The sequence below is a fragment of the Plantactinospora solaniradicis genome, assembly GCF_042658085.1.
In the GTDB taxonomy this organism is placed as follows: domain Bacteria; phylum Actinomycetota; class Actinomycetes; order Mycobacteriales; family Micromonosporaceae; genus Plantactinospora; species Plantactinospora solaniradicis.
This window is the reverse complement of sequence record NZ_JBHSPR010000054.1, coordinates 117,774-141,202: the sequence shown is the minus strand read 5'-3', so window position 1 is coordinate 141,202 and position 23,429 is coordinate 117,774. Positions and strand designations below refer to the sequence as shown.

Sequence of the window (23,429 nt, the reverse complement as noted above, 5' to 3'; positions counted from 1 at the left end):
CAATGGCGCTTCCGGCAAACTGTCCGCATGACAGGGCCGGTACCGTCGCGTGACAGCCCCGACCTGTCGGCGAGGTGGGACCTGGTGCTCGCCGTAGCCGTGCTGGTCATCGCCACTCCGGTGGCGACCTGGTGGCTTGTCGGAGACCGGTCGACGGTTCCGGCCGGCGCCGTCCCCGACTACGCCTTCCAGCCCTGGGACGTCAATCCCGGCGTGGCACATGCCGCCGGCATCGGATCGGTGGTCGCGGCCCTCGTCGCCCTGCTGGTGCTGGGACGAGCCACGGGTCGGAACCGCCTGGACCCACGCTGGTGGGGAGTCTTCGTCCCGCTGCTGGCAGCCGGCGTGACAGTCGGGTTCGGGTGGCGGGTGATGACCGCCGGCGTGATCGGGGCGAACATCGGCGCCGGCCTCATGATCCTGCTCGGCGGGCCGGTGGTCGCGGCATTGCTGATCGGGGCGATCGCGTACGCGATCCGTCTGTCGCTTCGCAGACGCCCTCCGGATCAGGGCCCCGCCTAACCTCGGTGGGGTGGGCGAGCGCCGGGGAGGCCGTACCTAGAATGCGGTCGACGTCCCGGAGGTGAACCCGGGGCAGGCTGGCCGGGCGCGGGTTGTCTGGGGGAGGGGCGGATCATGCGTCTTCACGTGGGCTGCGCGATGTGGACTCACAAGTCATGGCAGGGACGCCTTCTGGCACATCCGCTTCCGCCCTCCGAGCGCCTGCGGCACTACGCCGGTTGGTGCAACGCGGTCGAGGGGAATACGACGTTCTACGCGACGCCGGCCAGGGACACCGTGGCCTCGTGGGCGCAACAGACCGACCCCGACTTTCGGTTCGTGGTCAAGCTTCCGAAGCTCATCACGCACGAACGCCGTCTCACCGACGTGGACGAGGCGCTTCGCGTCTTCCTGGATGCGATCGAGCCACTCGGCCCGCGGCTCCAGGCCCTCTGGATTCAGTTGCCGGGGTCATTCGCGCCGTCGGACGTCTCCGTACTGGCCCATTTCCTGCGCCGGCTCCCCGAGACCCACCGGTACGCCGTGGAGGTCCGCCATCCCGGGTTCTTCGACGACCCACGCTCGACGCGGCTTCTCGAGGAGGTTCTCGCCGCCGCGGCCGCCGAATGGATCCCGTTCGACACCACCGCCTTCTTCCAGAGCCCCCCGACCAGCGACGCGGAACGGGAGGCCTGGACGAAGAAGCCGCGCATGCCGCTCCGGTCGCGCGCGTTGACCGACCGGCCGATCGTCCGGTACCTCGGCCGCGACGACCCCGCACGGACGATCGAGGGCTGGCAGCCGTGGGTCGACGCCGTCGCCGGGTGGTTGCGTGAGGGTCGATCGCCGACCATGTTCATCCACACCCCGGACAACGCGGACGCGCCCGTCCTCGCCCGACGATTTCACGACGACGTCCGGGCGCGTACGCCCGAACTCGAGGCCCTGCCCGAGCCGATTCCGGCCGAGCCCCTGACCCTCTTCTGACCGCCGGAGCCATGCCCCGTCGGCCCGCCCGCCGGCCGGAGCCACGCCCGCGTCTGCGGGCGGACGCCCAGCCGTTGACGTCGACGGCAGCGGAGCTCAGGCCAGGGGGTGTTCGTCGACGAGTCGTTCGGGCGCGGAAAGCTGCCAGGCCTCGTAGAGCAGCTCGGTGAGTTCGTCGGCGTCGATCTTGGGCAGGTGGACGACCACCCAGCCGAACCCACCGGAGGTGAACTGCACCTCGAAGACGTCCGGTCGCTCGGCGACCAGCGCGGCCTGCTCGGAGAGGGTCTGCTTCAGGCCGACCGTCTTCGTGCGTGGCCAGTGGTAGCCGAACTTCCTGCCGCCCACGCTGAAGGACGTGTAGTCCCGCGCCTGGGCGCGTTCGACCTCGGCGAGCCTGTCCACCATCCGCAGGAACTGATCACTCGGTACACCCACGCCGACCATTCTCGGGTACCGGGCGGTCGGCGGTCACCCCCTGGTACGGCAGCCGCCCTTCGAGATCATGGTGTGAATGACCTTCAACGGTCGTTGCCCGCGCGCAGCCAGGCGATGTAGTCGGCGGCGGCGCGCTCGGTGTCGTACGCGGGGACGTAGCCGGTGTCCTCGTGCAGGCGGGTGATGTCGAGCCAGGAGGCCGGGGAAACAGACCCGCGCATCGGCAGGGACAGGTCGGCGGACGGGACCACGGTCTTGACGGCGGCGATGACGTCGGCGTTCGAGGTGGCCCGGCCCGAGGCCACGTTGTACGTCCGGTGGTTGAGCTTGTCGGCGAGGTGCAGCAGGGCGATCGCGCGCCCGGTGTCCTTCACGTAGCACAGGTCGAGGGCGTCCTCGGCGTACGGCGTCCGGGCCTGCGACGACAGGTCGAGCTCGGTGCCGTGGGCGGCCGCGTGGACGAGGGCGGGCGCCGGGAAGAACGGGTCCTCGTGACCACCCGGCCCCCACGTGCCGGAGATCCGGTAGTTGACGACGTCGAGGCCGGCGGCCGGGGCCAGCCAGTCGTCGAGCAGTTCGCCGATCTTCTTGAAGGTGGGGATGACGTGGAACGAGTTCATCGGTAGCGGCAGATCCTCCCGCAGGGCACCGTCCCCGGAAACGCCGTGGTAGACGCCGATGGTGCTGGCGACCCCCACTCGCCGTACGCCCCACTCCTGAGCGACCTGGAAGATGTTGAGCAGGCCGCCGAGCGCCCTGCGGGTGGCGGGGATCGGCTCGTCGGCGCCGATCGGCCAGGGCATGGAGCCGGCCAGATGTACGATCCCCGTGATCTTGTGGCGGGTGCCGAGGTCGAGCAGGGCCGGCAGGTCGGCGACGTCGCCCTGCTCGATCGCGACCTGTGCGTCGGCGAGCACGGGCGGCAGCCCGGTGGCGCGGCGCTGCACGAGCACGCACTCCTCGCCCAGGTCGAGCAGCGCCCGTACGGTGTGCGACCCGATGAAACCCGTACCTCCGGTGACCAGAACGGCCATGGCGCGTCTCCCTCCGAGACAAGCGGAACCTTGTTCCGTAACCATACGGAACAAGGTTCCGGATCGTCAACCGGAGTGCGCCCAGGCATTCGGTACCGATGCTCCGCACCGCCCGGCGGGACAACCGTGGCGAGCGTGTCGGGCGCCCCGCTGTCAGGCGCGCCGGTGGGCGTCGTCGAGGTAGCGCAGCACGGCAGTGACCCGGCGGTCCGCGCGGTCGGTGGGCGCCAGGTCGAGCTTGGCGAAGATGCTTCGGATGTTCTTGTGTACGGCACCGTCGGTGACGACGAGCCGTTCGGCGATGGCACCGTTTCCGAGCCCTTCGGCCATCAGCGCCAGCACGTCGCGTTCCCGAGGCGTGAGGCGCTCCAACGCCGTGGCTGGCCGGGTCCGGGCCAGCAGTTGGGCGACGACGTCGGGGTCGATGGCGGTGCCCCCACCGGCCACCCGGTGCAGTGCGTCCAGGAACTCCTGTACCCGCCCGACGCGCTCCTTGAGCAGATAGCCGAGGCGGGAGCTGCCCTGGGCGAGCAACTCGGTGGCGAACGCCTGCTCGACGTACGCCGACAGCACGAGTACGGCCAGCCGAGGCTGCCGACGTCGGGCCTCGACGGCGGCGACGATCCCCTCGTCGGTGTGCGTGGGTGGCATCCGGACGTCGACGATCGCCACGTCGGGACGGTGTGCGTCGATGGCGGCCAGGAACTCGTCGGGCGTGCCGGTGGCGGCCACCACGTCGAGGGACTCGGCCCGGAGCAGCAGCGCCAGCCCCTCGCGCAGCAGCGGGTCGTCCTCGGCGATCACAATCCGCACGGCAGGCTCACGGTGAGGGTGGTGGGTCCGTCGACCGGACTGACCAGCGCGAACGTCCCGTCGTGCGCCTCGACGCGGCGACGGATGCCGAGAAGTCCCGACCCACGGTGCTCGTCCGCGCCACCTCGGCCGTCATCGGTGATCTCCACGGAGAGTTGATCCCCACGGCGTTGAAGCTTAACGGTGGCATGCCTCGCCCCGCTGTGCCGGGCGACGTTGGTGAGTGCCTCGGCCACCACGAAGTAGGCCGTCGCCTCGACCGACGCGGCGCACCGTGCCGGCACGTCGGCATCGATACGACAGGTCACCGGGCAGTCCGCGGCCAGTGCGGCCAGCGCGTCGACGAGGCTGCGGTCGGTGAGCACCGGCGGCAGGATGCTGCGTACGACGGCGCGCAGCTCGGCGAGCGCCTGCTCGGCGGCGTCCTGGGCACGGTCGATGATCGCCCCGGCGTCGGAGGGGTTACGTTCCAGCGCACGACGTGCCGCACCGAGCAGAACGGTGACGGCGACCATCCGGTTCTGGGTCCCGTCGTGCAACGACCGCTCGATCCGGCGCAGCTCGGCGGCGTGCGCGTCCAACGCGGCGGCCCGGGTCGCGGTCAGCTGCGCGACCCGCATGCTGAGGTCGGTGCCGGAGTCGGGTGGCAGGAGGCGGCGACCGGGCAATGCCTGCAACCAGGCCATTCCCGGGCTGACGGCGACCATGACGACCAGCCAGCCCAGGCCCATCAGGCTTACCGCGAGCGCGCTCCCCACGTCGTGCACGTGCACGAGGCTCATCGTGTCGGTGGCTTCGCCCGGCGGCACGAGGTACCACCACAGCGGGATGGTGCCGTTGGTCACCACCCAGAGGGGCAGCGACGCCCCGGACAGGCCGAGGAAAAACCCGAGCGTCGCGTGCGAGACCACCCAGCCGAGTTCCCGCCAGACCATCCGGTCCCGTAGGGCGGCGGCCAGCCGGGCCGGCACCGGCTCCGGACCGACGATCTCCGGGCCCCAGCGGGAGAGCCGGGAGCGTTCCCGGTCGGCGACGACGCGGACCACCCGCAGCGCGACCGGCAGAAGGTACAGGCCGATGCCGACGAGGCAGGTCACCGCGGCGACGACCAGACAGATCAGTGCTACCAGGGCCAGCACGCCGGTGCCCAGCCCGCCGACGAGATGTTCGAGGGCGTCGAGAGTGGCGCGGGCCCGAGCGCTCACGGCCCGCTGCCTGCCTTGCCGCGCGGCGGACGGTGGGCCGTCGCGGAGGCCGCGCGTGCCGGGACCCCGCATTCGTACCTCCGTGGTCGGAAGAACCTCAGTAGATCGGAGAGCTTCGACGGCTGGTGACAGCGAGACACTACCCAGCTGCGCCGGGGGCCGGGGTCGTCGGTTCGGGACGGCGGTTCTCACCGACGCCGGTGCCGGTAGTGATGGACGATCAGCGCGGTGGCGCAGGCCACGGCGACCAGCCCGAACCCGGCACCGATGAACATGTTGATGCCGGCGGCCGAGGCGACCACGTTGGCGGCGGTGCTGATCACCAGCAGTAGCCACAGCAGGGGACGGAAGGCTCTGCTCCGGGCACTCGCTGGCGCGGCGGTGGTGGAGGCCCCGTCGGGCAGCTCGGAGATTCGGTACGGATCAGACACGTCGTGCTCCTCACGCATCGGGCCGATTGGCTGCTCTAACGCTAGGAGCCGTTCCGATGATGGACGATCCAGCCAGCGAGACGGTCGGAGTACAGCAGGCTCTACTGCCCAGCGGTGTTTAGGTGCCCGAACCGAGGGGAGACAGCTTCCCCGGCCGGGGCCGGCAGGGTGGTGATCCCTGCCCTGGCCGTGGGCCCGGCCCATTCCAGCCGGGCCGACGAACCGTCGCCTGTGTCGGTGCGGTCGAGTGCAACCGCCGGACGAGGAGGAGCTGAGATGGCCGACGCACGACGAGCGGGCCCGATCCGGTCCACCAAGAGTCAGCCGAGCCGGCGTGCGGACGGTAGGGGAGGCAGCACCCGTACGACCACGAGGCCCGCCGCCGCCCGGAAGGCCACCGGGGCGAAGAAGGCCCCCGGGAAGGGAACCGCCGCCGCGAAGAAGGTCGCCACCGCCGCGCGACGCGCCACCGGGGCCACCGCGGCGAAGACCCCGAACAAGCGGGCGACCACCACGGCGAAGGCCGCTGCGAAGAAGGCCGCCCCCGCGAAGCGGACCGCGCCGTCGAAGCGGGTGGCGGCGAGGAAGACCACGGCGAGGAAGACCACGGCAACGAAGACCACGGCGAGGAAGACCACGGCGAAGAAGATCACGGCGAGGAAGGTCGCCCGCAGGAGCACGTCGACCACGGCTTCGGCCCGGAGGACGACACGATCGGGATGACCCCCAGCGGTTATTGAACCGAAGACGCCGGAAAACCGTTCTAGATCACGGGCGGACCTGGCGTTGCGAAGCCTGGCCCGCCACGCCACCACGGCCTCGCACGAGAGGATCTTCGGGTTGTCACTCTTCACGCGCTTCCGTCAGCTTCCGGCCCAGGAACGGACGACGGCGAAGGACGACCCGGCAGAGGACGACGCGGTTAAGGACGACGCGGTGAAGGACGATCCGCCGCGTGACACCGACGTGGCAGGTGGCGACGATGTCCCCAAGGGCTCGCGGCATCCGGTCGCCGCCCGCGTCACCACCGGGCTGGCCGCCCTGTTCGTGCTGCTCGCCCTCCTCGCGCCGAACAATCTCGACTTTCTCACGGTCGGCAGGCTCGTGCGGATCCCGGTGGAAGCACTGCTCGGTCTCGCCCTCGTTCTGGTCCTGCCGGCGAGGGCGAGGCGGGTGGTAGCCGTACTCGGTGGGGTGGCCCTTGGCCTGATGGGCATCGTGAAGATCATCGACATGGGCTTCTACGCGGTCCTCGCCCGGCAGTTCGACCTGGTACTGGACTGGGTCCTGATCGACGACGGGATGGCGTTTCTCACCGACTCGGTCGGCCGGGTCGGTGCGATCGGCGCCGCGATCGGGGTCGTGCTTCTCGTCGTCGCCGTACTCACCCTGATGACGCTGTCGGTGCTGCGCCTGACCCGCGTCGTGGTCCAGCACCGCGCCGTCGCGGCCCGCAGCGTCGCCGTACTCGGGGCCGCCTGGGTCGCCTGCGCCGTGCTCGGCGTGCAGATCGTCCCCGGTGTTCCGGTGGCCGCGAAGAACACGGCCGGACTTGCCTACGGGCGGGTGAACCAGGCCCGTGCGGCCCTGCGGGATCAGCAGGAATACGCCAGGCAGGCCGCCATCGACGCCTTCCGCGACGTACCGGGCGATCAGTTGCTCACCGGGCTGCGCGGCAAGGACGTCCTCCTCGTCTTCATCGAGAGCTACGGACGCGACGCGGTCGAGAGCCCCGGGCTCGCGCCGCAGATCGGCGCGGTGCTCGACGCCGGTACGCGCCGGCTGGGCGCGGCCGGGTTCTCCTCGCGCAGCGCCTTCCTCACCTCGCCGACGACCAGCAGCGGCAGTTGGCTGGCCCACTCCACGCTGCTGTCCGGCCTCTGGATCGACAATCAGCAGCGGTACCGCAGCGTTGTGTCGAGTGACCGCCTGACTCTCACCGGTGCCTTCCGCCGGGCGAACTGGCGGACCGTCGGCATCATGCCGGGCGTCACCCGGGCCTGGCCGGAGGGAGACCTGTACGAGTACGACCAGGTCTACGACTCCCGGCAACTCGGGTACAACGGTCCGAAGTTCAGTTGGGCCACCATGCCCGACCAGTTCGCCCTGTCCGCCTTCGAACGCCTGGAACACGCGCCGCCGCACTCCACCCCGTTGATGGCGGGCATCACGCTCGTCTCGAGCCACGCACCGTGGACGCCCATTCCCCGGCTCCTCGACTGGGACGACCTCGGTGACGGATCGGTCTTCGAGGAGATGGCCAAGGAGGGCGAGCCGAGGAGCAGCCTGTGGCGCGACCGGGCCAGGCTACGCACCGAGTACGGGCGCTCGATCGAGTACTCGCTGAACAGCACGATCTCCTATCTGGAGAAGTACGGCGACGACGACACCGTGCTCGTCTTCCTCGGCGACCACCAGCCCTCCCCGGTCGTGATCGGTGGCGGAGCCAGCCGGGACGTACCGATCACGATCGTGGCGCGCGACCCGGCCGTACTCGAACGGATCTCCGGATGGGGTTGGCAGGACGGACTGAAGCCCGGTCCGAACGCCCCGGTGTGGCGGATGGACTCCTTCCGGGACCGCTTCCTGACCGCCTTCGGACCGCAGCCCGGAACCACTCCCGCGGCGGCACCGGTCGGAAAATGAGTGTCGGTCCGCTGCCGGTGCTGTGGCTCTACGGGCCGCCCGGAGTTGGTAAGACCACGGTCTCCTGGGAGCTGTTCACCCAGCTCAGCCTCGCCGGGGTCCCGACCGGATATGTGGACATCGACCAGCTGGGCATGTGCTATGCCACGCCTACGTCCGACGAGTGGGCCCCGGAGCCGGCATCCGATCCGGGCCGTTACCTGATGAAGTCCCGCAACCTCGACGCGGTCGTCGCGAACTTCCGGGCTGCGGGTGCCCGGTGCCTCGTCGTGTCGGGTGTCGTCGACCCCGCGCGCGGAGTCGACGACACCCTGATCCCGCACGCCGCGCTGACGCCGTGCCGGCTGCGGGCCGCGCCGGAGGTGCTGCGGCAGCGCATTGCCACCCGTGGGCGGCCGAGCGACCAGGTCGACGAGGTGCTGCGGTACGCGGACGCCCTGGACCGCAACGACCTGCCCGGCGTCTGTATCGACAGCACCGGTCGGAGTGTTGCCGACGTCGTCCGGCTCGTGCGGGAGCTGACCGGCGGATGGCCCGACCTGGGCATGTCGACGGGCGTGCCGACGGGCGCGCCGGCCGACGGTGCCGCCGAGACGTCATCCCCGTACCGCGGTCCGGTGACCGATCCGGGGCGGATCCTGTGGCTGTGCGGCCCCACCGCGGTCGGCAAGTCCACGGTGGGCTGGCAACTCTACGAGCGGGCCAGTCGCGCCGGGTTCCGGACCGCATTCGTCGACCTTGACCAGATCGGCTTCCGCCGCCCGGTGCCGGCCGAGGACCACGGTAATCACCGGCTCAAGGCCGACAATCTCGCTGCCATCTGGCACAACTTCCGGGCCAGCGGCGCGCACCGCCTGATCGTCGTCGGTCCCGTCGACCGGCCTGAGTCGGTACGGACCTACACCAGCGTGCTTCCCGCCGCCACCCTCACGCTGTGCCGGCTGCATGCCAGCCGCGCCCAACTCGCCGAACGGATCATGCTGCGCGCCGAGGGCCTCGTCTCCACGTGGGGGCTGGCCGGCGACGACCTGCGGGGACGATCCGGCACACTGCTGCGCCGAATCGTCGACGACGCGACGGCCGACGCCGAGGCCCTGGAGAGCGCCGCGATCGGCGATCTACGCGTCGACACGGACGGCCGAGCGGTACAGGACATCGCCCAGGAGATCCTCCTTCGTACCGGCTGGGCAGCTCCGGAGGCCCGGAGCTGAGCCGCCCACGCGCCGGCCGGCGGGCCGGTCAGCGGGGTGGCGTCGCGGTTTTCCGACCTTCAAGGTCGACGACCTGGACCCGCGGGCGGACGGGGCCGAGGTGTCCACCGGTTGGTGCTCAACAGGCGCAGCGGCGTCGGCTCCACCAGCGGCGGTGGGTCCGGACTCGCCGCGGTGCGGGCGAGCAGCTTGGCCAGGCCGGCCCGGGTGGCGACCACGAGGAGCCGGTCGGTCCGGACCAGGGGCCGGCGTTCCGGCAGTGACCACAGCGTCTGCCCGGCGCGTCCGGTACGGACGGCGATCAGCCGCACCTCGTTCGGCCGGCTGACCTCGGGGCAGAGTCTGCCCTCCAGCTCGGAGCCGGCGCCGACCGGCAGTTCGGCGACGAGCAGTACGCGGCGTCCGACGGAGATGGTGTCGATCACCTCCCGGCCCATCATCGCGGCCGCGAAGGCCGGTGCGGCCAGGTAGGAGACGCTGCGCGAGTGGTCGATCCCGAAGGCGCGCTTGACCCGTTGGGCGAAGCCCTCGTCGTAGAGTCGCAGCACCACCCGCAGCTTCTCCTCGGTGGCGCCGCCGGCCGGGCCGGTGCCCCGCTGGGACTGGCGGTGGACCGCCCGCCCGATCAGCGCGGTCTCGAGGTTGGTCACGTCGTCGGAGGTGAGCAGGAGCAGGGCCCGGCAGGTCTGGACGGAGGCCGCCCGCAGCGTCTCGGCGTTGTTGGCATCCCGGATGAGGACCGGGATGCCGAGTTCACGGGCGACCGACACGCCCCGGGCGTGTTCAATCCGGTCGATGGCGACCACGTCCAGGCCGAAGCCGTGCAGCTCCCGGACCACCCGGGCGCCGATGTTGCCGAGTCCGACGACGATGACGTGGCCGGAGACCGGCTCGGTGAGTCCGCCGGCGGCCAGGGCCAGCCGGGCGTTGACGACGACGTCCACGATCAGGGCGGTCACCGTGGGGATCAGCGCCACACCGGTGACCACCAGCAGGACTGCGGTCACCTTCTCCATCAGCGAGGCGCCGGTGTCCGCGTCGGCGCCGCCGAGCGCGGTGAGCACGGTCAGGTAGGCGGCCTGCGGCAGGCTGATGTCGTCGCGGGCGATCGCGAGCAGGGTCGTCCCGGCCACCAGGACGCCGGCCAGCACCAGCAGGGCGATCCGCAGGTTCCGGCCGAACAGCAACCGGGTCGCCCGTAACGGATGCGGCCGGCGCCGTCGGACCGGTCGGGGTGGACTGCTCGGCGCCCGGACCAGGACCAGGTCGGCGGCGTCCTCGTCGGCCGGCAACCGGACCGGTTCGGCCCGACCCTCGGTGATCGCGAGGCCACAGAGGACGTCGTCATCGTCGTCGGGGTCGTCGACGTCGACTCGCCTGGCGGCCATCAGCAGTTCGTCGGGCAGCCGGATGTAGGTCGGAGTGTCGTTGCCCAGCGCCGCGGCGACGAAGGCGGGTGCCGCGAACTCGGAGCCGGACAGGACGCCGCAGTCGCCGAGCATGGTGGTGATGCCGTCGCCGAGCACGGGATTGAAGATCCGTACCACGATCCGGACCGTCGGGCTCACCTCGCGGGCGATCAGCGCCGCGTCCACGTTGGCGACGTCGTCGCGGTCGACCAGCGCGACGGCCGCGGCGGTCTCGAGCCCGGCCTGCCGGAAGGCGTCCTGGTGCAGCCGCGGAGCGACGACCATCGTCGGCCGCAGCGCGGGATCGCCGTCCTCGGGCACCAGTTCGGCGATCTCGGGTGCCTGGTCGGCGGAGGCCGACGGCACTATCACCGTCACGTGGGCCGCGTAGGTGTTCATCAGTTCGCCGACCAGCCGCTGCGCGAGGGCGTTGGCACCCCACACGACGAACCGGGGCGCGGGGGCGTCGATCTCGCCGACATCCGGCGCAGGATCGGGTGGGCGCACTGCGTCACCGGACACGACAGAACTCTAACCGCCGGCGGCCAGGCCGATCGGCGGCCGTTCAGGCGCGCCGTCTACCGGGAGCCGGCCCGGCCGTACTCTCCCGGACGACCAGCTTGTGCGGGGCCCGCAGTTCGAGACCCGGTGGCGGAGTACGGCTGCCGATCCGCAGCAGCAGCCGTTCGACCGCGGTGGTCGCGATCATCTCCTTGTCCGGCGAGATCGTGGTGACGGTCGGGTTGGAGTACGCGCCGTCCTCGATGTCGTCGTACCCGATCACGGCCACGTCCTCCGGTACCCGCAGGCCACGCGACACCAGCGTGTGTATCGCGCCCAGCGCCACCAGGTCGCTGTAGCAGAAGACCGCGTCCGGCGGGTCGTCCAGATCGAGCAGGTGGGCCATCGCGCCGGCGCCGTCCGGCCGGTTGAAGCGGGGCGTAGGGATGATCAGCTCCTCGCGCACCGCCAGTCCCCGGCGCTCGTGTGCCTCCCGGAACCCCCGGGTCCGCAACTGCGCCGCCTCGCCGGTCTCGTACGGCTGGTCGCCGATCGCGGCCACCCGGCCCCGCCCGAGGTCCAGCAGGTGTTCGGTGGCCTGCCGGGACGCGGTGACGTCGTCGATCCCGACGTGGTCGAACGTGCCGTCGCTGACCCGTTCGCCGAGGATGACCAGCGGCAGCGTCGGGTCGCGGTCGGCCAGTGCGGCCTGGGACAGGCCGAGCGGGCTGAAGATCACCCCGTCGAACAGCAGTCGGCTGGAACCGTGGTTGACGAGCATCCGCTCGTGGTCGGGGTCCCCGTCGGTCTGGTCGATCAGCACGTTGTAGCCCTGCACCCGGGCGGCCCGGATGATGCCCTGGAGGAGTTCGGAGAAGTACGGCGTGTCGAGATAGGGCACGACCACGGCGATCTGCCCCGAGCGACCCTGCGCCAGGTTCCGGGCCAGCACGTTCGGCCGGTAGCCGAGCTGGTCGACGGCGCGCTGCACCCGCAGCCGGGTCCGCTCGGTGACGTTGGCGTAGCCGTTCACCACGTTGGAGACCGTACGGCTGGATACGCCGGCGAGTTCCGCCACGTCGCGGAGCGTGACCTCTCGTCCTCGTCGCATCTGGTCCCCTCCACTGACGTGCTGTTCTCGGCTGAGGTTAGACCCCGGCAAAGTTTCGGGAACGTTACCTCTTGCCGTCTATCGGGCGTCCGTGCATGCTGTTTGCAGCGCTGCAAAGGGTCTTGGCGGGACGGGACGAGCGCCTTGCCGATTCCCAGGTACGGCCACGACGAGCCCCACGCGGGCCACCTGCCCCACGCGGGGTTCCGGCCCTGCGATCTGACGGCCGGCCCTCGGTGTGCCTAGCACCGCGGACCGGCCTACCTGAACACGCACATGGACGCGATGCGCTTCGAATCCCCGTGGGAGGACCGATGAATGTCAGGAAGCATATTGTAGAACGGAGACGGCGCAGCCCCGCCGGAGCCATGCTCGTCGCGGCGCTCACCGCCCTGGCGCTGGTGGCGACGGGATGTGGCTCGGACGATGCCGACGAGCAGCCCGACGGGCCGGTCAAGATCAAGGTCTGGGCCTGGTACCCCGCGTTCCAGCCGGTCGTCGACCTGTTCAACAAGACCCACACCGACGTCCAGATCGAGTGGACGAACGCCGGCACCGGCCAGGACCAGTACACCAAGCTCCAGACCGCGCTCAAGGCCGGCAAGGGCGCCCCGGACGTGGTGATGCTGGAGTTCCAGGAACTGCCGACCTTCCAGTTGACCAAGCACCTGGTCGACATGGGGAAGTACGGCGCCAACGACATCAAGGGCAACTACGTCGACTGGGCCTGGAAGCAGGTCACCAACGGCGACGCGGTCTACGCGATCCCGGTCGACGCCGGACCGATGGCGATGCTGTACCGGCAGGACGTCTTCGACAAGTACGGACTCACCGTGCCGAAGACCTGGACGGAGTTCAAGGAGCAGGGGCAGAAGCTGAAGGCCGCCTCGCCGACCAGTTTCATGACCGACTTCGGGGCCAACGACGGCGGCTTCATGACCGGATTGATGTGGCAGGCCGGCGCCCGCCCGTTCGACTACTCCGCCGCGGAGGCGCCGAAGATCGGCGTACGGCTGAACGCCGAGCCGGCGAAGAAGACGATGACGTACTGGGAGGACATGGTCGACAGCGGCCTGGCCGACACGACCGCCTTCGGTACGACGGACTTCTACAGCGGGCTGGCCAGCGGCAAGTACGCCACCTACCTGGCCGCCGGATGGGGCCCGGGATACCTGCAGAGCGTGGCCAAGACGACCTCGGGCAAGTGGCGGGCGGCGCCGCTGCCGCAGTGGACCGCCGGCGAGAACGCGCAGGGCGACTGGGGCGGTTCGTCGTTCGCGGTGACCGACCAGTCCAAGTACCCGAAGCAGGCGACCCAGGTGGCGATGGAGATCTTCGGCGCCAACAAGGACGCCTGGAAGATCGGCATCGACCAGGCGTTCCTCTTCCCGACCGCGACGCCGATCCTCGAATGGGACTACTTCCTGGGCAAGAGCTACGAGTTCTTCGGCGGGCAGAAGGTCAACGAGGTCTTCGTACCGGCGTACAACGGCATCGGCGAGTTCGAGTGGAGCCCGTTCAACAGCTACTACTTCAACCAGCTGACGACGGCGATGAACCAGGCGGTGTCGGAGAAGTCGTCCTGGCCGACGGCCCTGGACACGGCGCAGAAGAACATCTCCACGTACGCCTCGCAGCAGGGCTTCACGGTATCCCAATGACCGTTCCCGACCGCTCCTCGACGACGACGCGGGAAGAGCCGCCCGGTCCCCCTGCCCGGGACCGGGCGGTGGACCCGGAGCGCCGGCCGGCGGCCGGGCGCCGCCCCCGGCTCGGCCGGCAGGCGCTGGCCGGCTGGCTGTTCGTCGCGCCGTTCGCCGTACTGCTCGTGGTGTTCCTGCTGCTGCCGATGGCGTACGCGTTCAAGCTCAGCCTCTACCGATCGACCCTGGTCGAGGGCGAGGTCTTCGCGTACGTCGACAACTACCGGCAGGCGCTCGGCGATCCCGAGTTCCGCCGGGGTGTCTGGCGGGTCATCCTGTTCGGCCTGGTCCAGACCCCGGTGATGATCGGGCTGGCCCTGCTCGCCGCGCTGCTGATCGACGAGGCCACGTCGCGGTTCTCCCGGCTGTTCCGGCTCGCGGCGTTCGTCCCGTACGCCGTGCCGGTGGTGATCGGGACGCTGATGTGGGGCTTTCTCTACAGCCCGAACACCGGTCCGCTCAGCGGGCTGACGGACCTGAACTTCCTCTCCGGCGAGACGGTGCTGTTCTCGCTCGGCAACATCGTGACCTGGCAGTGGGCCGGATACAACATGATCGTCCTCTACGCGGCCCTCCAGGGTGTGCCGAGGGAGATCTACGAGTCGGCCCGGATCGACGGTGCCGGTGCGGTGCAGGTCGCGCTGCGGATCAAGACGCCGATGATCTCGGCGGCGATCGTCCTCGTCACGATCTTCACGATCATCGGGACGCTCCAGTTCTTCACCGAGCCGCTCATCCTGCAACCGCTGAACCCCGGCGCCATCACCAACAGCTACACCCCCAACGTGTACGCCTACCACCAGGCGTTCTCGTACCAGCAGCACAACTACTCGGCGGCGATCTCGTTCCTGCTCGGCGCGGTGGTCTTCGTCGGGTCGTACATCTTCCTGTTCGCCACCCGCCGAAGGAGCGCGCTGCGGTGACCACCGTGACCAACGACGGCGCCGGGGCCGCCCCCGAGACGCGGACGCGGGCCCCGCACCGGGCGGCCCGGTTCACGGGCGGCCGGATCGCCTCGCACGCGGTGATGGCGCTGATGACGGTGTACTTCCTGCTGCCGTTCTGGTGGCTGCTGGTCGCGGCGACCAAGGACAACGACGGCCTGTTCGGCTCGGCGCCGCTGTGGTTCGCCGCCGACAACAACTTCTTCGAGAACCTGTCCCTGCTGTTCCGTCAGGAGGACGGCGTCTACCTGAAGTGGCTGGGCAACTCGGCGCTCTACTCGGTGGTGAGCGGCGTCGGGGCGACCGCGATCGCGGCTCTGGCCGGGTACGCCTTCGCCAAGCTGCGCTTTCCCGGGCGCAACGTCCTGTTCGCCGCGTTGCTCGGCCTGATCATGGTGCCGGCCACCGCGCTGGTGCTGCCGACGTACCTGCTGATGAGCGAGGTCGGGCTCACCGACACGATCTGGGCGGTGATCCTGCCGTCGCTGCTCAACCCGTTCGGGGTCTACCTGCTGCGGGTCTACGCCCACGACTCGGTGCCGGACGCGATGCTGGAGGCGGCCCGGATCGACGGTGCCGGGGAACTGCGGGTGTTCCGCAGCGTGGCACTGCCGGCGATGCGCCCGGCGCTGGTCACGGTCCTGCTGTTTACCATGGTGGCCACCTGGAACAACTTCTTCCTGCCCCTGGTCATGCTCAGCGACAACAAACTGTTCCCACTCACCGTCGGCCTCCGTACCTGGTACATGTCCGCCACCATCGGCAACGGCGGGCCGGCCCTGTTCAACGTCATCGTGGTCGGCGCGCTGGTGGCGATCGTGCCGTTGATCGTCGCGTTCCTGCTGCTACAGCGGTACTGGCGCGGCGGCCTGACCATCGGCGCCCTGAAGTGACCCGGCGCCCCGCACCAACCCGGCGCCCCTCAGCGACCCGGCGCCCTCGAACGTCCCGGCAACTCACGTGACCCGGCATTCCGCCGAGGTCACCGAAGCGACACCGCACCGAAGGGAACTCATGCTCGCCGCAACTGTTGTCCTCGATCCCGGCGCCGTGGTGGCACCGGTCAGCCGCCGCACGTTCGGCTCCTTCGTGGAGCACATGGGGCGGTGCGTATACACCGGCATCTACGAGCCGGGCCATCCGCAGGCGGACGAGGACGGCTTCCGCACCGACGTACTGGCCCTGACCCGGGAGCTGGGCGTCACGATGGTCCGCTATCCGGGCGGCAACTTCGTCTCCGGGTACCGCTGGGAGGACGGCATCGGGCCGGCGGCGCAGCGGCCGCGTCGGCGTGACCTGGCCTGGCACAGCATCGAGACGAACCAGGTCGGCATCGACGAGTTCGCCCGCTGGGCGGCCAAGGCCGACGTCGAGATCATGTACGCGGTGAACCTCGGCACCCGGGGCGTCCAGGAGGCGCTGGACGTGCACGAGTACGTCAACCACGCCGAGGGTACGCAGCTGTCCGAGCTGCGCCGGGCCAACGGGGCGGCGAAGCCGTACGGGATCACGCTCTGGTGTCTCGGCAACGAGCTGGACGGGCCGTGGCAGACCGGGCACAAGACCGCCCAGGAGTACGGCCTGCTCGCCGCCGCGACGGCCCGCGCGCTGCGCTCCGCCGAGCCGGGCCTGGAACTGGTGGCCTGCGGCAGCTCCGGCTCGTCCATGCCGACCTTCGGCACCTGGGAAGCCACCGTGCTGGAGCACGCCTACGACGTGGTGGACTACGTCTCCTGCCACGCCTACTACGAGGAGCTGGACGGGGACCTGGGCTCGTTCCTGGCCAGCGCCGTCGACATGGACCACTTCGTGGACAGCATCGTGGCCACGGCCGACAGCGTGGGCGCCCGGCTGCGCAGCAAGAAGAAGATCAACATCTCGTTCGACGAGTGGAACGTCTGGTACCTGTCCCGTTTCCAGGGCCAGGCGCCGGCCGCCGACTGGGCGGTGGCGCCCCGGGTGATCGAGGACGAGTACAACGTCGCGGACGCCGTCGTCGTCGGCAACCTGCTGATCTCCCTGCTCCGGCACAGTGACCGGGTCACCGCGGCCTGCCAGGCGCAGCTCGTCAACGTGATCGCGCCGATCCGCAGCGAGCCGGGCGGACCGGCCTGGCGCCAGACCATCTTCCATCCGTTCGCCAAGACCGCCGCGCTGGCCCGGGGAAGCGTGCTGCACACCCGGCTCGACTCGCCCACGTACGCCACCGCGCGGCACGGCGAGGTGGCGGTGGTCGATGCCGTCGCCACCTACGACAGCGAAGACGGTGACCTGGTGATCTTCGCCGTCAACCGCGACCAGACCGATTCCGTGGAGCTGACCGTGGATCTGCATCTGTTCAAGGCCGACCTGCGCCTGGCGGAGGCGTGGACCCTGACCGACGAGGACCTGCGCGCCACCAACACCCAGGAGCAGCCCGACCGGGTCACGCCGGTTCCGGCCGAGCGGGTGACGGTCGACGGCAGCACGCTGCGCGTCGTACTGCCCCGGGTGTCGTGGAGCGCGATCCGGCTGCACCCGGCGCGGGCCGACCAATGAGCCGCCGGCCGCTGACCCGGTGGGCCGTGCTGGCCACCACGACGGCGCTGCTGCTGGGCACGGTCTCGCCGGCAGCGGTCGCCGCGTCGGTGGGCGTACCCGCGGCATCGGTGGGCGTACCGGCGGCGTCGGTGGGCGCACCGGCCGGGTCGGTGGCCACGTCCGGCGCCGCGCGGCCGTCGCCGGACCCGATCGCGCACGACCCGACAGTCATCAAGCAGGGCAGGTACTACTACGAGATCATCACCGGTGACATCGGCACCCGGACCTACCTGCCGATCCGTCGCTCCACCGACCTGGTGCACTGGACCTTCCTCGGCACCGTCTTCGGCACCCCGCCGGAGTGGGTCGTCCAGGAACTGGGCATCACCCCCGGCGACTTCTGGGCGCCGGACATCAACTACTTCGACGGCGAGTACCACCTCTACTACGCGGCCTCCTCGTTCGGCACCAACAACTCGGTCATCGGACTCGCCACGAACGTGACGCTGGACCCGGACAGCCCGGACTACCGATGGGTGGACCGGGGCATGGTGATCCGCTCGTCCAGCACGGACAACCACAACGCGATCGACGCCGACGTGGTCTTCGACGCGGCCGGGGTGCCGTGGCTGTCGTTCGGGTCCTTCTGGGACGGCATCAAGATGCGCCGCCTGGACCTCAGGACCGGGATGCTGTCGCCGGCCGATCCGACCCTCTACTCCCTCGCCTCCCGCGGCGGCGCCGCGATCGAGGGGCCGTCGATCGTCCGCAAGGGCCGGTACTACTACCTCTTCGCCAGCTTCGACTTCTGCTGCCGAGGGGTGAACTCCGACTACCGGGTGGTGGTCGGGCGGTCCACCAGCGTGCACGGTCCGTACCTGGACCGGGCCGGTGTGCCGATGCTGGCCGGCGGCGGCACCGAACTGCTGCGCGGCTACAACGGCTTCCGGGGCACCGGCGGCGGCGACGTCCTCCTCGGGTCGGGTCGGGGCCGGTCCGGGGCCGACCTGTACGTCCACCACTACTACGACGCGGCCGACCAGGCCCTGCCGAAGGGCTCGGTCCGGACGATCTCCTGGGCCGGCGGCTGGCCGACGCTCAGCGAGCCGCTCAGCGGCAACCGGGGCTTCGGCCGGGGCGACGCGTACGTCACGCTGGTCGGTCGCGACGGCGGTGCCGTGCTGACCAACCGGAACTGCGGGTACGAGGGTGCCGACATCGGGCTCGACGCCCCGGTGCCCGGCGACGCTTGCCAACAGTGGCGCCTGGAGGACCGGGGTGACGGCCAGGCCAGCATCCTCAATCGGCACAGCAACAAGGTCGCCGAGGTGGCGGCGTGCGTCAACGCCGACGGTGCGCGGGTCGCACAGTGGGGCTGGCTCGACAACGACTGCCAGAAGTTCCGGGTCCTGGCCACCGACGACGGCTGGTCCCGGATCGAGAACCGGATCGCCGGCCGGGTGCTGGACGGCTGTGCCCGGCCCGGCGCGACGGTGCAGACGTTCACCTGGCGCGGCGACGCCTGCCAGCAGTTCCGGTTGCAACCGGTGGGCGAGGTGCTGATCACCGATGTGGCCAACCGGCGGCTGCTCGGAGGTTCGAGTTGGCGGTTCGTCCACGTGACCGAGGGCTACTACCGGATCGTCGACCGGCGGACCGGTCGGGCGCTGGCCGCGACCACCCGGCCGGGCCCGGGCGCGCAGTGGCGGATCGAGGCGCTGAACAACGGGGCCTACCGGTTGGTCACCCGGGACGGCGGTGCGGTGCGGGAGGTGCGCCTGCTGACGCCGTAGCGGTGGGGCCGGGCCGGGTCTGGTCACGAAAAAGCTCCGGATCCTGAATTCGCCGTCGCCGGCGGGTATGATCCGCCGGTTGAGCCCACCCGCGGCTTGGCCCAGACGCCGGTACCGGGCTCACGATCGTATGGAGGATGGCGTATGTCCCGAGGCCAAGAGCTGTTCGACCTACAGGAGGACACGTCCGCGCGACCGGCCTTCGAGTCCGCGCTGCGCGGTTACGACAAGCGGCAGGTCGACCAGTACGTGGCACAGGCGGCCAGCGACATCTCGAAGCTGACGGCCGAACGCGCCCAGGCATTCAGTCACATCCAGAACCTGACCTCGCACCTGAAGCAGATGCAGACGGAGCTGAGCGAGCTGCGCGACCGGCCGCCGCAGCTGGACCGGGCGTCCTTCCGCGACCTGGGCCCGATGGTCGACCAGATCCTGGCGACCACCGAGAAACAGGCCGAGGCGATCATCGAGGCCGCCGGGCAGCGTGCGGCCGAACACCAGGCCGAGGCGGAGCGGTTCCTCGCCGAGACCCGCGAGCAGGCCGATCGGCTGAGGGCCGATGGCGAGGCTGCCCAGGAGCGCGCCGAGCAGGAGGCCAAGCGGATCAACGAGCGCAGCCTCCAGCAGGTCGAGCAGGCCCGTTCCGAGGCCGAGGCGATGCTGGAGGCGGCGCGGGCGCAGATCCAGCAGGAGATCGAGGCGGCACACGCCCAGACCCAGCAGGAACTGGCGCAGTGGCAGGCGAACGTGGAGCGGGAGGTCGGCGAGCGGCGTACCGCCGTCGAGTCGGAACTCGCTCGGCAGCAGGAGAGGGGCGAACAGGAGAACGCCAATCTCCGGGCCGAGGCGCAGCAGTACGCGAACGAGCTACGCCGGCACGCCGAGGAGCAGGCCGCCACCCACCAGCAGCAGCTCGCCGCCGTGATGGAGGAGCTTGAGTCGCGCCAGCAGTCGTTGGCCCAGCTACAGGCCGCGCAGGAGACCGCGCAGCAGCGGCTCACCCAGACCCGCCAGGACGGGGCGATGGCCGAGAACGCGGTCGCCCAGTTGCAGCAGCGGTTCGGCGAGATCAGGCAGGAGCTGACCAGTCAGCTCAACCGGCTGGACGAGGCCCGCCGGGCGGCCGACTCCGCCGAGCGGCATGCGGTCGAGGTACGGGCCCGGGTGCAGCGCGAGGCGAAGCGGGTGGCGGACCGGGCCGCCGCGGCGGTGATGGCGGCCGCGGCGATCAGTGGCGAGACCGGCGAGTACCGGATGGTGGCCGTCCGGCCGGAGGCCGAGCGAACCGCCGACGAGCCGTCCGAATCGCCGGCCGGTGAGCCGTTCGGGCCGCCGGCCGCCGAGGCGTTCGGGCCGCCGGCCGCTGAGCCGTTCGGGCCGCCGGCCGCTGAGCCGTTCGGGCCGCCGGCCGCCGAGGCGTTCCTGCCGCCAGCGGCCGAGGCGTTCCTGCCGCCGGCCGCCGAGCCGTTCGGGCCGCCGGCCGCCGAGGCCGAGCCGGACCCACCCGCGCCGAGCGCCGAGGACAGCAGGCTGCAGGACGAGGTCGTCGCGGTGCGCCACTACACGAATTAGGTCTGTGGCCTGACGGACGTGGGCGAGGGCGGTGCGGTCGGGACCGGCCGTACCAGCCCCGTCCGGGCTCGGTCCTCAATGGAATGCGAGCATGTCGGCCATGGAAATCTACGAGGACGCCCGTACGGTGTCGCGGGCCGATCTGGCCGCGTGGCTGCGTCAACTGGCAAGTCAGTTGGAGTCCGGCGCGCAGATCTTCTACGGTGCGGCCGGGACGGTCACCGTCGCCGACCAGGTCCACTGTGAGCTGGAGATCGAGCGCGAGGACGGGGAGATATCGGTCGAGATCGAGTTCAGTTGGGCCAGCCCCGAGGCAGCCGACTCGGCAGCCACGTCCGGCGAGCAGGAGGCCTCCGACCGGGACGAGGATGCCTCCGACCGGGACGAGGATGCCTCCGACCGGGACGAGGAGGTCGGGGAGGACACCGGGAAGGCCGTGGTGGCCGACGAGGTGCCGGAAGCCCCGGTGGAGCCGGACGCCCCGGCCGCTACCGACGGCGACGCGGCGAGCGGCACCGAGCCGACGCCGGCCCCGACCCGGACCTGATGGTCTAGTCGACGTTTCCTGGCCGGTGCAGGGCTTGCCCGCCGCCGTGGGTGGGCAAGCCCTTGTCACTGGTCCGCGATCCGACCCCGGGTGGCGCGATCGATCCGGCTCCCGAGAACGTCTCCGTCCTGGATCTGTGTGTTGAACCGGATGGTCCGACCGTCGCGGCGCCGCACGACGTACCGGCAGTCGACGCCGAGCGTCTGGCGCCAGCCCTCCCGAGGCTCGCCGAGCTTCCGGACCGTGGTGATCTGCGGCCACTCGACGACGCATCTCGTGAACGTCCGAAGATTGCGGCCCGAGGCCGTCCGGATCCGGGCCGTCCGTTCGTCATCCTGGTGTACGCGACGACACCGAGGAGTACCGAGATGAAGTACATGATGTTCGTCTGTAGCGACAGCGAGCCCGACCCGGATCCCGCCGCCGAGCCCGACATCCACCTGTGGGTGTCGGAGAACGACGCGCAGGGCCGCCGGCTGGACGGCAACGTGCTGGCCCCGACGTCGGCGGCCACGACGGTCCGGGTCCGGAACGGTGAACTGCTGGTCTCCGACGGCCCGTTCACCGAGACCAAGGAGGTGATCCTGGGCTACGACCTGCTCGAGTGCGCCGACCTGGACGAGGCGATCGAGGTCGCCCGGACGCACCCGATGGCCAGGGCGGGCCGGATCGAACTCCGCCCGGTCAGCGCCCTGCCGGACCGGCCGGGTGACTGATCCGCGTCCGGCTGCGACGGTCGAGGCCGTCGCAGCCGTCTGCGCGGACTCGTACGCCCGGATCGTCGCCGCCCTGATCCGGGTCACCGGCGACTGGACGCTGGCCGAGGACTGCGCCCAGGATGCGCTGGCGCTCGCCCTCGAGCGGTGGCCCGTCGACGCCGTGCCGGCCAATCCGGGTGGCTGGCTCATGACGGTTGCCCGGAACCGGGCGATCGACGTGCTGCGCCGCGCCTCCGTCGAGCGCCGCAAGCTGCGGGAGCTGGCGGTGCTCGCGCTCGTCGATCCGCCCACCGAGCCAGCGGAGGAGGAGGTCGTGGACGACCGGTTGCGGCTCATCTTCACCTGTTGCCATCCGGCGCTCGCGTTCGACGCACGGGTGGCGCTGACGCTGCGTACCGTGGTCGGGGTGCCGACCGTCGACATCGCGCGGGCGTTCCTGGTCAGCGAGTCGACCATGACCCGCCGGCTGACCCGGGCCAAGGCGAAGATCTCGGATGCCGCCATTCCGTACCGGGTACCCGGTGGCCCGGCCCTCGCCGAGCGGCTCCCCGGTGTCCTCGCCGTGTTGTATCTGCTGTTCACCCACGGCTACAACCCGGACGGGGAGCCGGCCTTCGCGGACGAGGCGATCCGACTGGCCCGGTTGCTCGCCCACCTCCTGCCGGAGCAGCCCGAGGTCTCCGCGCTGCTGGCGCTGTTCCTGTTCCAGCACTCCCGGCGCGACGCCCGGCGCGACCCGGGCGGTGGTCTGCGCACCCTCGACCGGCAGGACCGGAGCCGGTGGGACCACGCGGCGATCGCCGAGGGCGTCGACGTGCTCGCCAGGGTCGGTGAGAACGGCCCGTACGCGGTGCAGGCCCGGATCGCCGCCTGTCACGCCACCGCCGCGTCCGCCGACGTCACCGACTGGCCCGCGATCGCCGGCTGGTACGACGAACTCGCCCGGATACAACCGTCACCGGTGATCGCGCTGAACCGTGCCGTGGCGCACGGCTACGCGTTCGGGCCGGCTGCGGGTCTGGCGCTGCTCGCCGGGGCTCGCGCCGGGGGTGCGCTGGACGGTTACCCGCTCGCCGTCGCCGTCGAGGCGGACCTCACCGCCCGGCGCGGCGACCGGGACCTCGCCGCCGCGCTGTTTCGGGGGGCCGCCGCCCTCGCCCACTCCGACCCCGAGCGTCGCGCGCTGCTCGACCGCGCCGAGGAGCTTTCCGGGGTGGATTGACGGGCAAACCGGCACACGTCGGTTCGGGCTGGCGGGGTGTCGTGGAAGGCGTCTTGACAAGCACAGCGGACATCCATAATGTTCGGTCGATTGTATCGTTTCATTTTCGGCGCCTGACCTGT

General features: G+C 70.7%; 21 protein-coding genes. 13 read left to right on the top strand and 8 right to left on the bottom strand.

The features are described from left to right. Positions 1 to 27 precede the first annotated feature (27 nt). Positions 28 to 522: a hypothetical protein gene (locus ACFP2T_RS38405; protein WP_377431040.1), complete on the top strand. Its 495-nt coding sequence runs from the start codon at positions 28 to 30 to the stop codon at positions 520 to 522. A 138-nt stretch (positions 523 to 660) separates the two neighbouring features. Further along, entirely contained in the window at positions 661 to 1,488 is an 828-nt protein-coding gene (locus ACFP2T_RS38400) for a DUF72 domain-containing protein (RefSeq protein ID WP_377431262.1), read from the top strand. Positions 1,489 to 1,584: 96 nt separating this feature from the next. On the opposite strand, the gene ACFP2T_RS38395 is transcribed toward ACFP2T_RS38400, so the two are convergent. From ACFP2T_RS38395 to ACFP2T_RS38370, 6 genes are all read right to left on the bottom strand, one after another. After that, a complete protein-coding gene (locus tag ACFP2T_RS38395) occupies positions 1,585 to 1,926 on the bottom strand; it encodes an MmcQ/YjbR family DNA-binding protein (RefSeq protein WP_377431037.1) in 342 nt (113 codons plus the stop codon). Between the two features lie 83 nt (positions 1,927 to 2,009). Next, positions 2,010 to 2,960 carry an NAD-dependent epimerase/dehydratase family protein gene (locus tag ACFP2T_RS38390; protein WP_377431034.1) on the bottom strand — a complete coding sequence of 317 codons (951 nt, stop codon included), beginning with the start codon at positions 2,958 to 2,960 and terminating at the stop codon, positions 2,010 to 2,012. A 153-nt stretch (positions 2,961 to 3,113) separates the two neighbouring features. Further along, the gene (locus ACFP2T_RS38385) at positions 3,114 to 3,773 is read right to left on the bottom strand and encodes a response regulator (RefSeq protein WP_377431031.1); all 660 of its coding nucleotides are present in this window, start codon (positions 3,771 to 3,773) and stop codon (positions 3,114 to 3,116) included. Beyond that, positions 3,761 to 4,978 (bottom strand): sensor histidine kinase, encoded by a 1,218-nt coding sequence (locus tag ACFP2T_RS38380; RefSeq protein WP_377431029.1) that lies wholly within the window; start codon positions 4,976 to 4,978, stop codon positions 3,761 to 3,763. The genes ACFP2T_RS38385 and ACFP2T_RS38380 overlap by 13 nt, the downstream gene beginning before the upstream one ends. 188 nt (positions 4,979 to 5,166) lie before the next feature. Then, complete coding sequence (locus ACFP2T_RS38375) at positions 5,167 to 5,409, bottom strand: hypothetical protein (RefSeq protein ID WP_377431027.1); 243 nt, start codon at positions 5,407 to 5,409, stop codon at positions 5,167 to 5,169. A 320-nt stretch (positions 5,410 to 5,729) separates the two neighbouring features. Next, a complete protein-coding gene (locus ACFP2T_RS38370; protein ID WP_377431024.1) occupies positions 5,730 to 6,098 on the bottom strand; it encodes a hypothetical protein in 369 nt (122 codons plus the stop codon). A gap of 151 nt (positions 6,099 to 6,249) precedes the next feature. Here ACFP2T_RS38370 and ACFP2T_RS38365 point away from each other — a divergent pair, with 151 nt between their 5' ends. Beyond that, a complete protein-coding gene (locus ACFP2T_RS38365; protein ID WP_377431022.1) occupies positions 6,250 to 8,055 on the top strand; it encodes a sulfatase-like hydrolase/transferase in 1,806 nt (601 codons plus the stop codon). Further along, positions 8,052 to 9,266, top strand: coding sequence for a hypothetical protein (locus ACFP2T_RS38360; protein ID WP_377431019.1), 1,215 nt, complete (start codon positions 8,052 to 8,054; stop codon positions 9,264 to 9,266). The genes ACFP2T_RS38365 and ACFP2T_RS38360 overlap by 4 nt, the downstream gene beginning before the upstream one ends. Positions 9,267 to 9,325: 59 nt before the next feature. On the opposite strand, the gene ACFP2T_RS38355 is transcribed toward ACFP2T_RS38360, so the two are convergent. Both ACFP2T_RS38355 and ACFP2T_RS38350 read right to left on the bottom strand, forming a co-directional pair. Next, positions 9,326 to 11,197 carry an NAD-binding protein gene (locus tag ACFP2T_RS38355; RefSeq protein WP_377431016.1) on the bottom strand — a complete coding sequence of 624 codons (1,872 nt, stop codon included), beginning with the start codon at positions 11,195 to 11,197 and terminating at the stop codon, positions 9,326 to 9,328. Between the two features lie 43 nt (positions 11,198 to 11,240). Continuing rightward, positions 11,241 to 12,287: a LacI family DNA-binding transcriptional regulator gene (locus ACFP2T_RS38350; RefSeq protein WP_377431014.1), complete on the bottom strand. Its 1,047-nt coding sequence runs from the start codon at positions 12,285 to 12,287 to the stop codon at positions 11,241 to 11,243. A gap of 314 nt (positions 12,288 to 12,601) precedes the next feature. On the opposite strand from ACFP2T_RS38350, the gene ACFP2T_RS38345 reads away from it, so the two are divergent. The 9 genes from ACFP2T_RS38345 to ACFP2T_RS38305 all read left to right on the top strand — a co-directional run bounded on the left by ACFP2T_RS38345 (position 12,602) and on the right by ACFP2T_RS38305 (position 23,307). Then, on the top strand, positions 12,602 to 13,948 hold the full coding sequence (locus ACFP2T_RS38345; RefSeq protein ID WP_377431012.1) for an ABC transporter substrate-binding protein: 1,347 nt from the start codon (positions 12,602 to 12,604) through the stop codon (positions 13,946 to 13,948). Further along, positions 13,945 to 14,913 carry a carbohydrate ABC transporter permease gene (locus ACFP2T_RS38340; protein WP_377431009.1) on the top strand — a complete coding sequence of 323 codons (969 nt, stop codon included), beginning with the start codon at positions 13,945 to 13,947 and terminating at the stop codon, positions 14,911 to 14,913. The genes ACFP2T_RS38345 and ACFP2T_RS38340 overlap by 4 nt, the downstream gene beginning before the upstream one ends. After that, positions 14,910 to 15,827, top strand: coding sequence for a carbohydrate ABC transporter permease (locus ACFP2T_RS38335; RefSeq protein ID WP_377431006.1), 918 nt, complete (start codon positions 14,910 to 14,912; stop codon positions 15,825 to 15,827). Before ACFP2T_RS38340 ends, ACFP2T_RS38335 begins: the two co-directional genes overlap by 4 nt. 121 nt (positions 15,828 to 15,948) lie before the next feature. Further along, positions 15,949 to 17,472 carry an arabinosylfuranosidase ArfA gene (gene arfA, locus ACFP2T_RS38330; protein ID WP_377431260.1) on the top strand — a complete coding sequence of 508 codons (1,524 nt, stop codon included), beginning with the start codon at positions 15,949 to 15,951 and terminating at the stop codon, positions 17,470 to 17,472. Next, complete coding sequence (locus ACFP2T_RS38325; RefSeq protein WP_377431004.1) at positions 17,469 to 19,247, top strand: family 43 glycosylhydrolase; 1,779 nt, start codon at positions 17,469 to 17,471, stop codon at positions 19,245 to 19,247. Before arfA ends, ACFP2T_RS38325 begins: the two co-directional genes overlap by 4 nt. 144 nt (positions 19,248 to 19,391) lie before the next feature. Next, complete coding sequence (locus tag ACFP2T_RS38320) at positions 19,392 to 20,819, top strand: DivIVA domain-containing protein (protein WP_377431002.1); 1,428 nt, start codon at positions 19,392 to 19,394, stop codon at positions 20,817 to 20,819. Between the two features lie 100 nt (positions 20,820 to 20,919). Next, positions 20,920 to 21,366 (top strand): amphi-Trp domain-containing protein, encoded by a 447-nt coding sequence (locus ACFP2T_RS38315; protein ID WP_377430999.1) that lies wholly within the window; start codon positions 20,920 to 20,922, stop codon positions 21,364 to 21,366. Positions 21,367 to 21,734: 368 nt separating this feature from the next. After that, positions 21,735 to 22,082, top strand: coding sequence for a YciI family protein (locus ACFP2T_RS38310; RefSeq protein WP_377430996.1), 348 nt, complete (start codon positions 21,735 to 21,737; stop codon positions 22,080 to 22,082). Further along, positions 22,075 to 23,307 (top strand): RNA polymerase sigma factor, encoded by a 1,233-nt coding sequence (locus ACFP2T_RS38305; RefSeq protein ID WP_377430993.1) that lies wholly within the window; start codon positions 22,075 to 22,077, stop codon positions 23,305 to 23,307. The genes ACFP2T_RS38310 and ACFP2T_RS38305 overlap by 8 nt, the downstream gene beginning before the upstream one ends. The last annotated feature ends 122 nt before the right edge of the window (positions 23,308 to 23,429 follow it).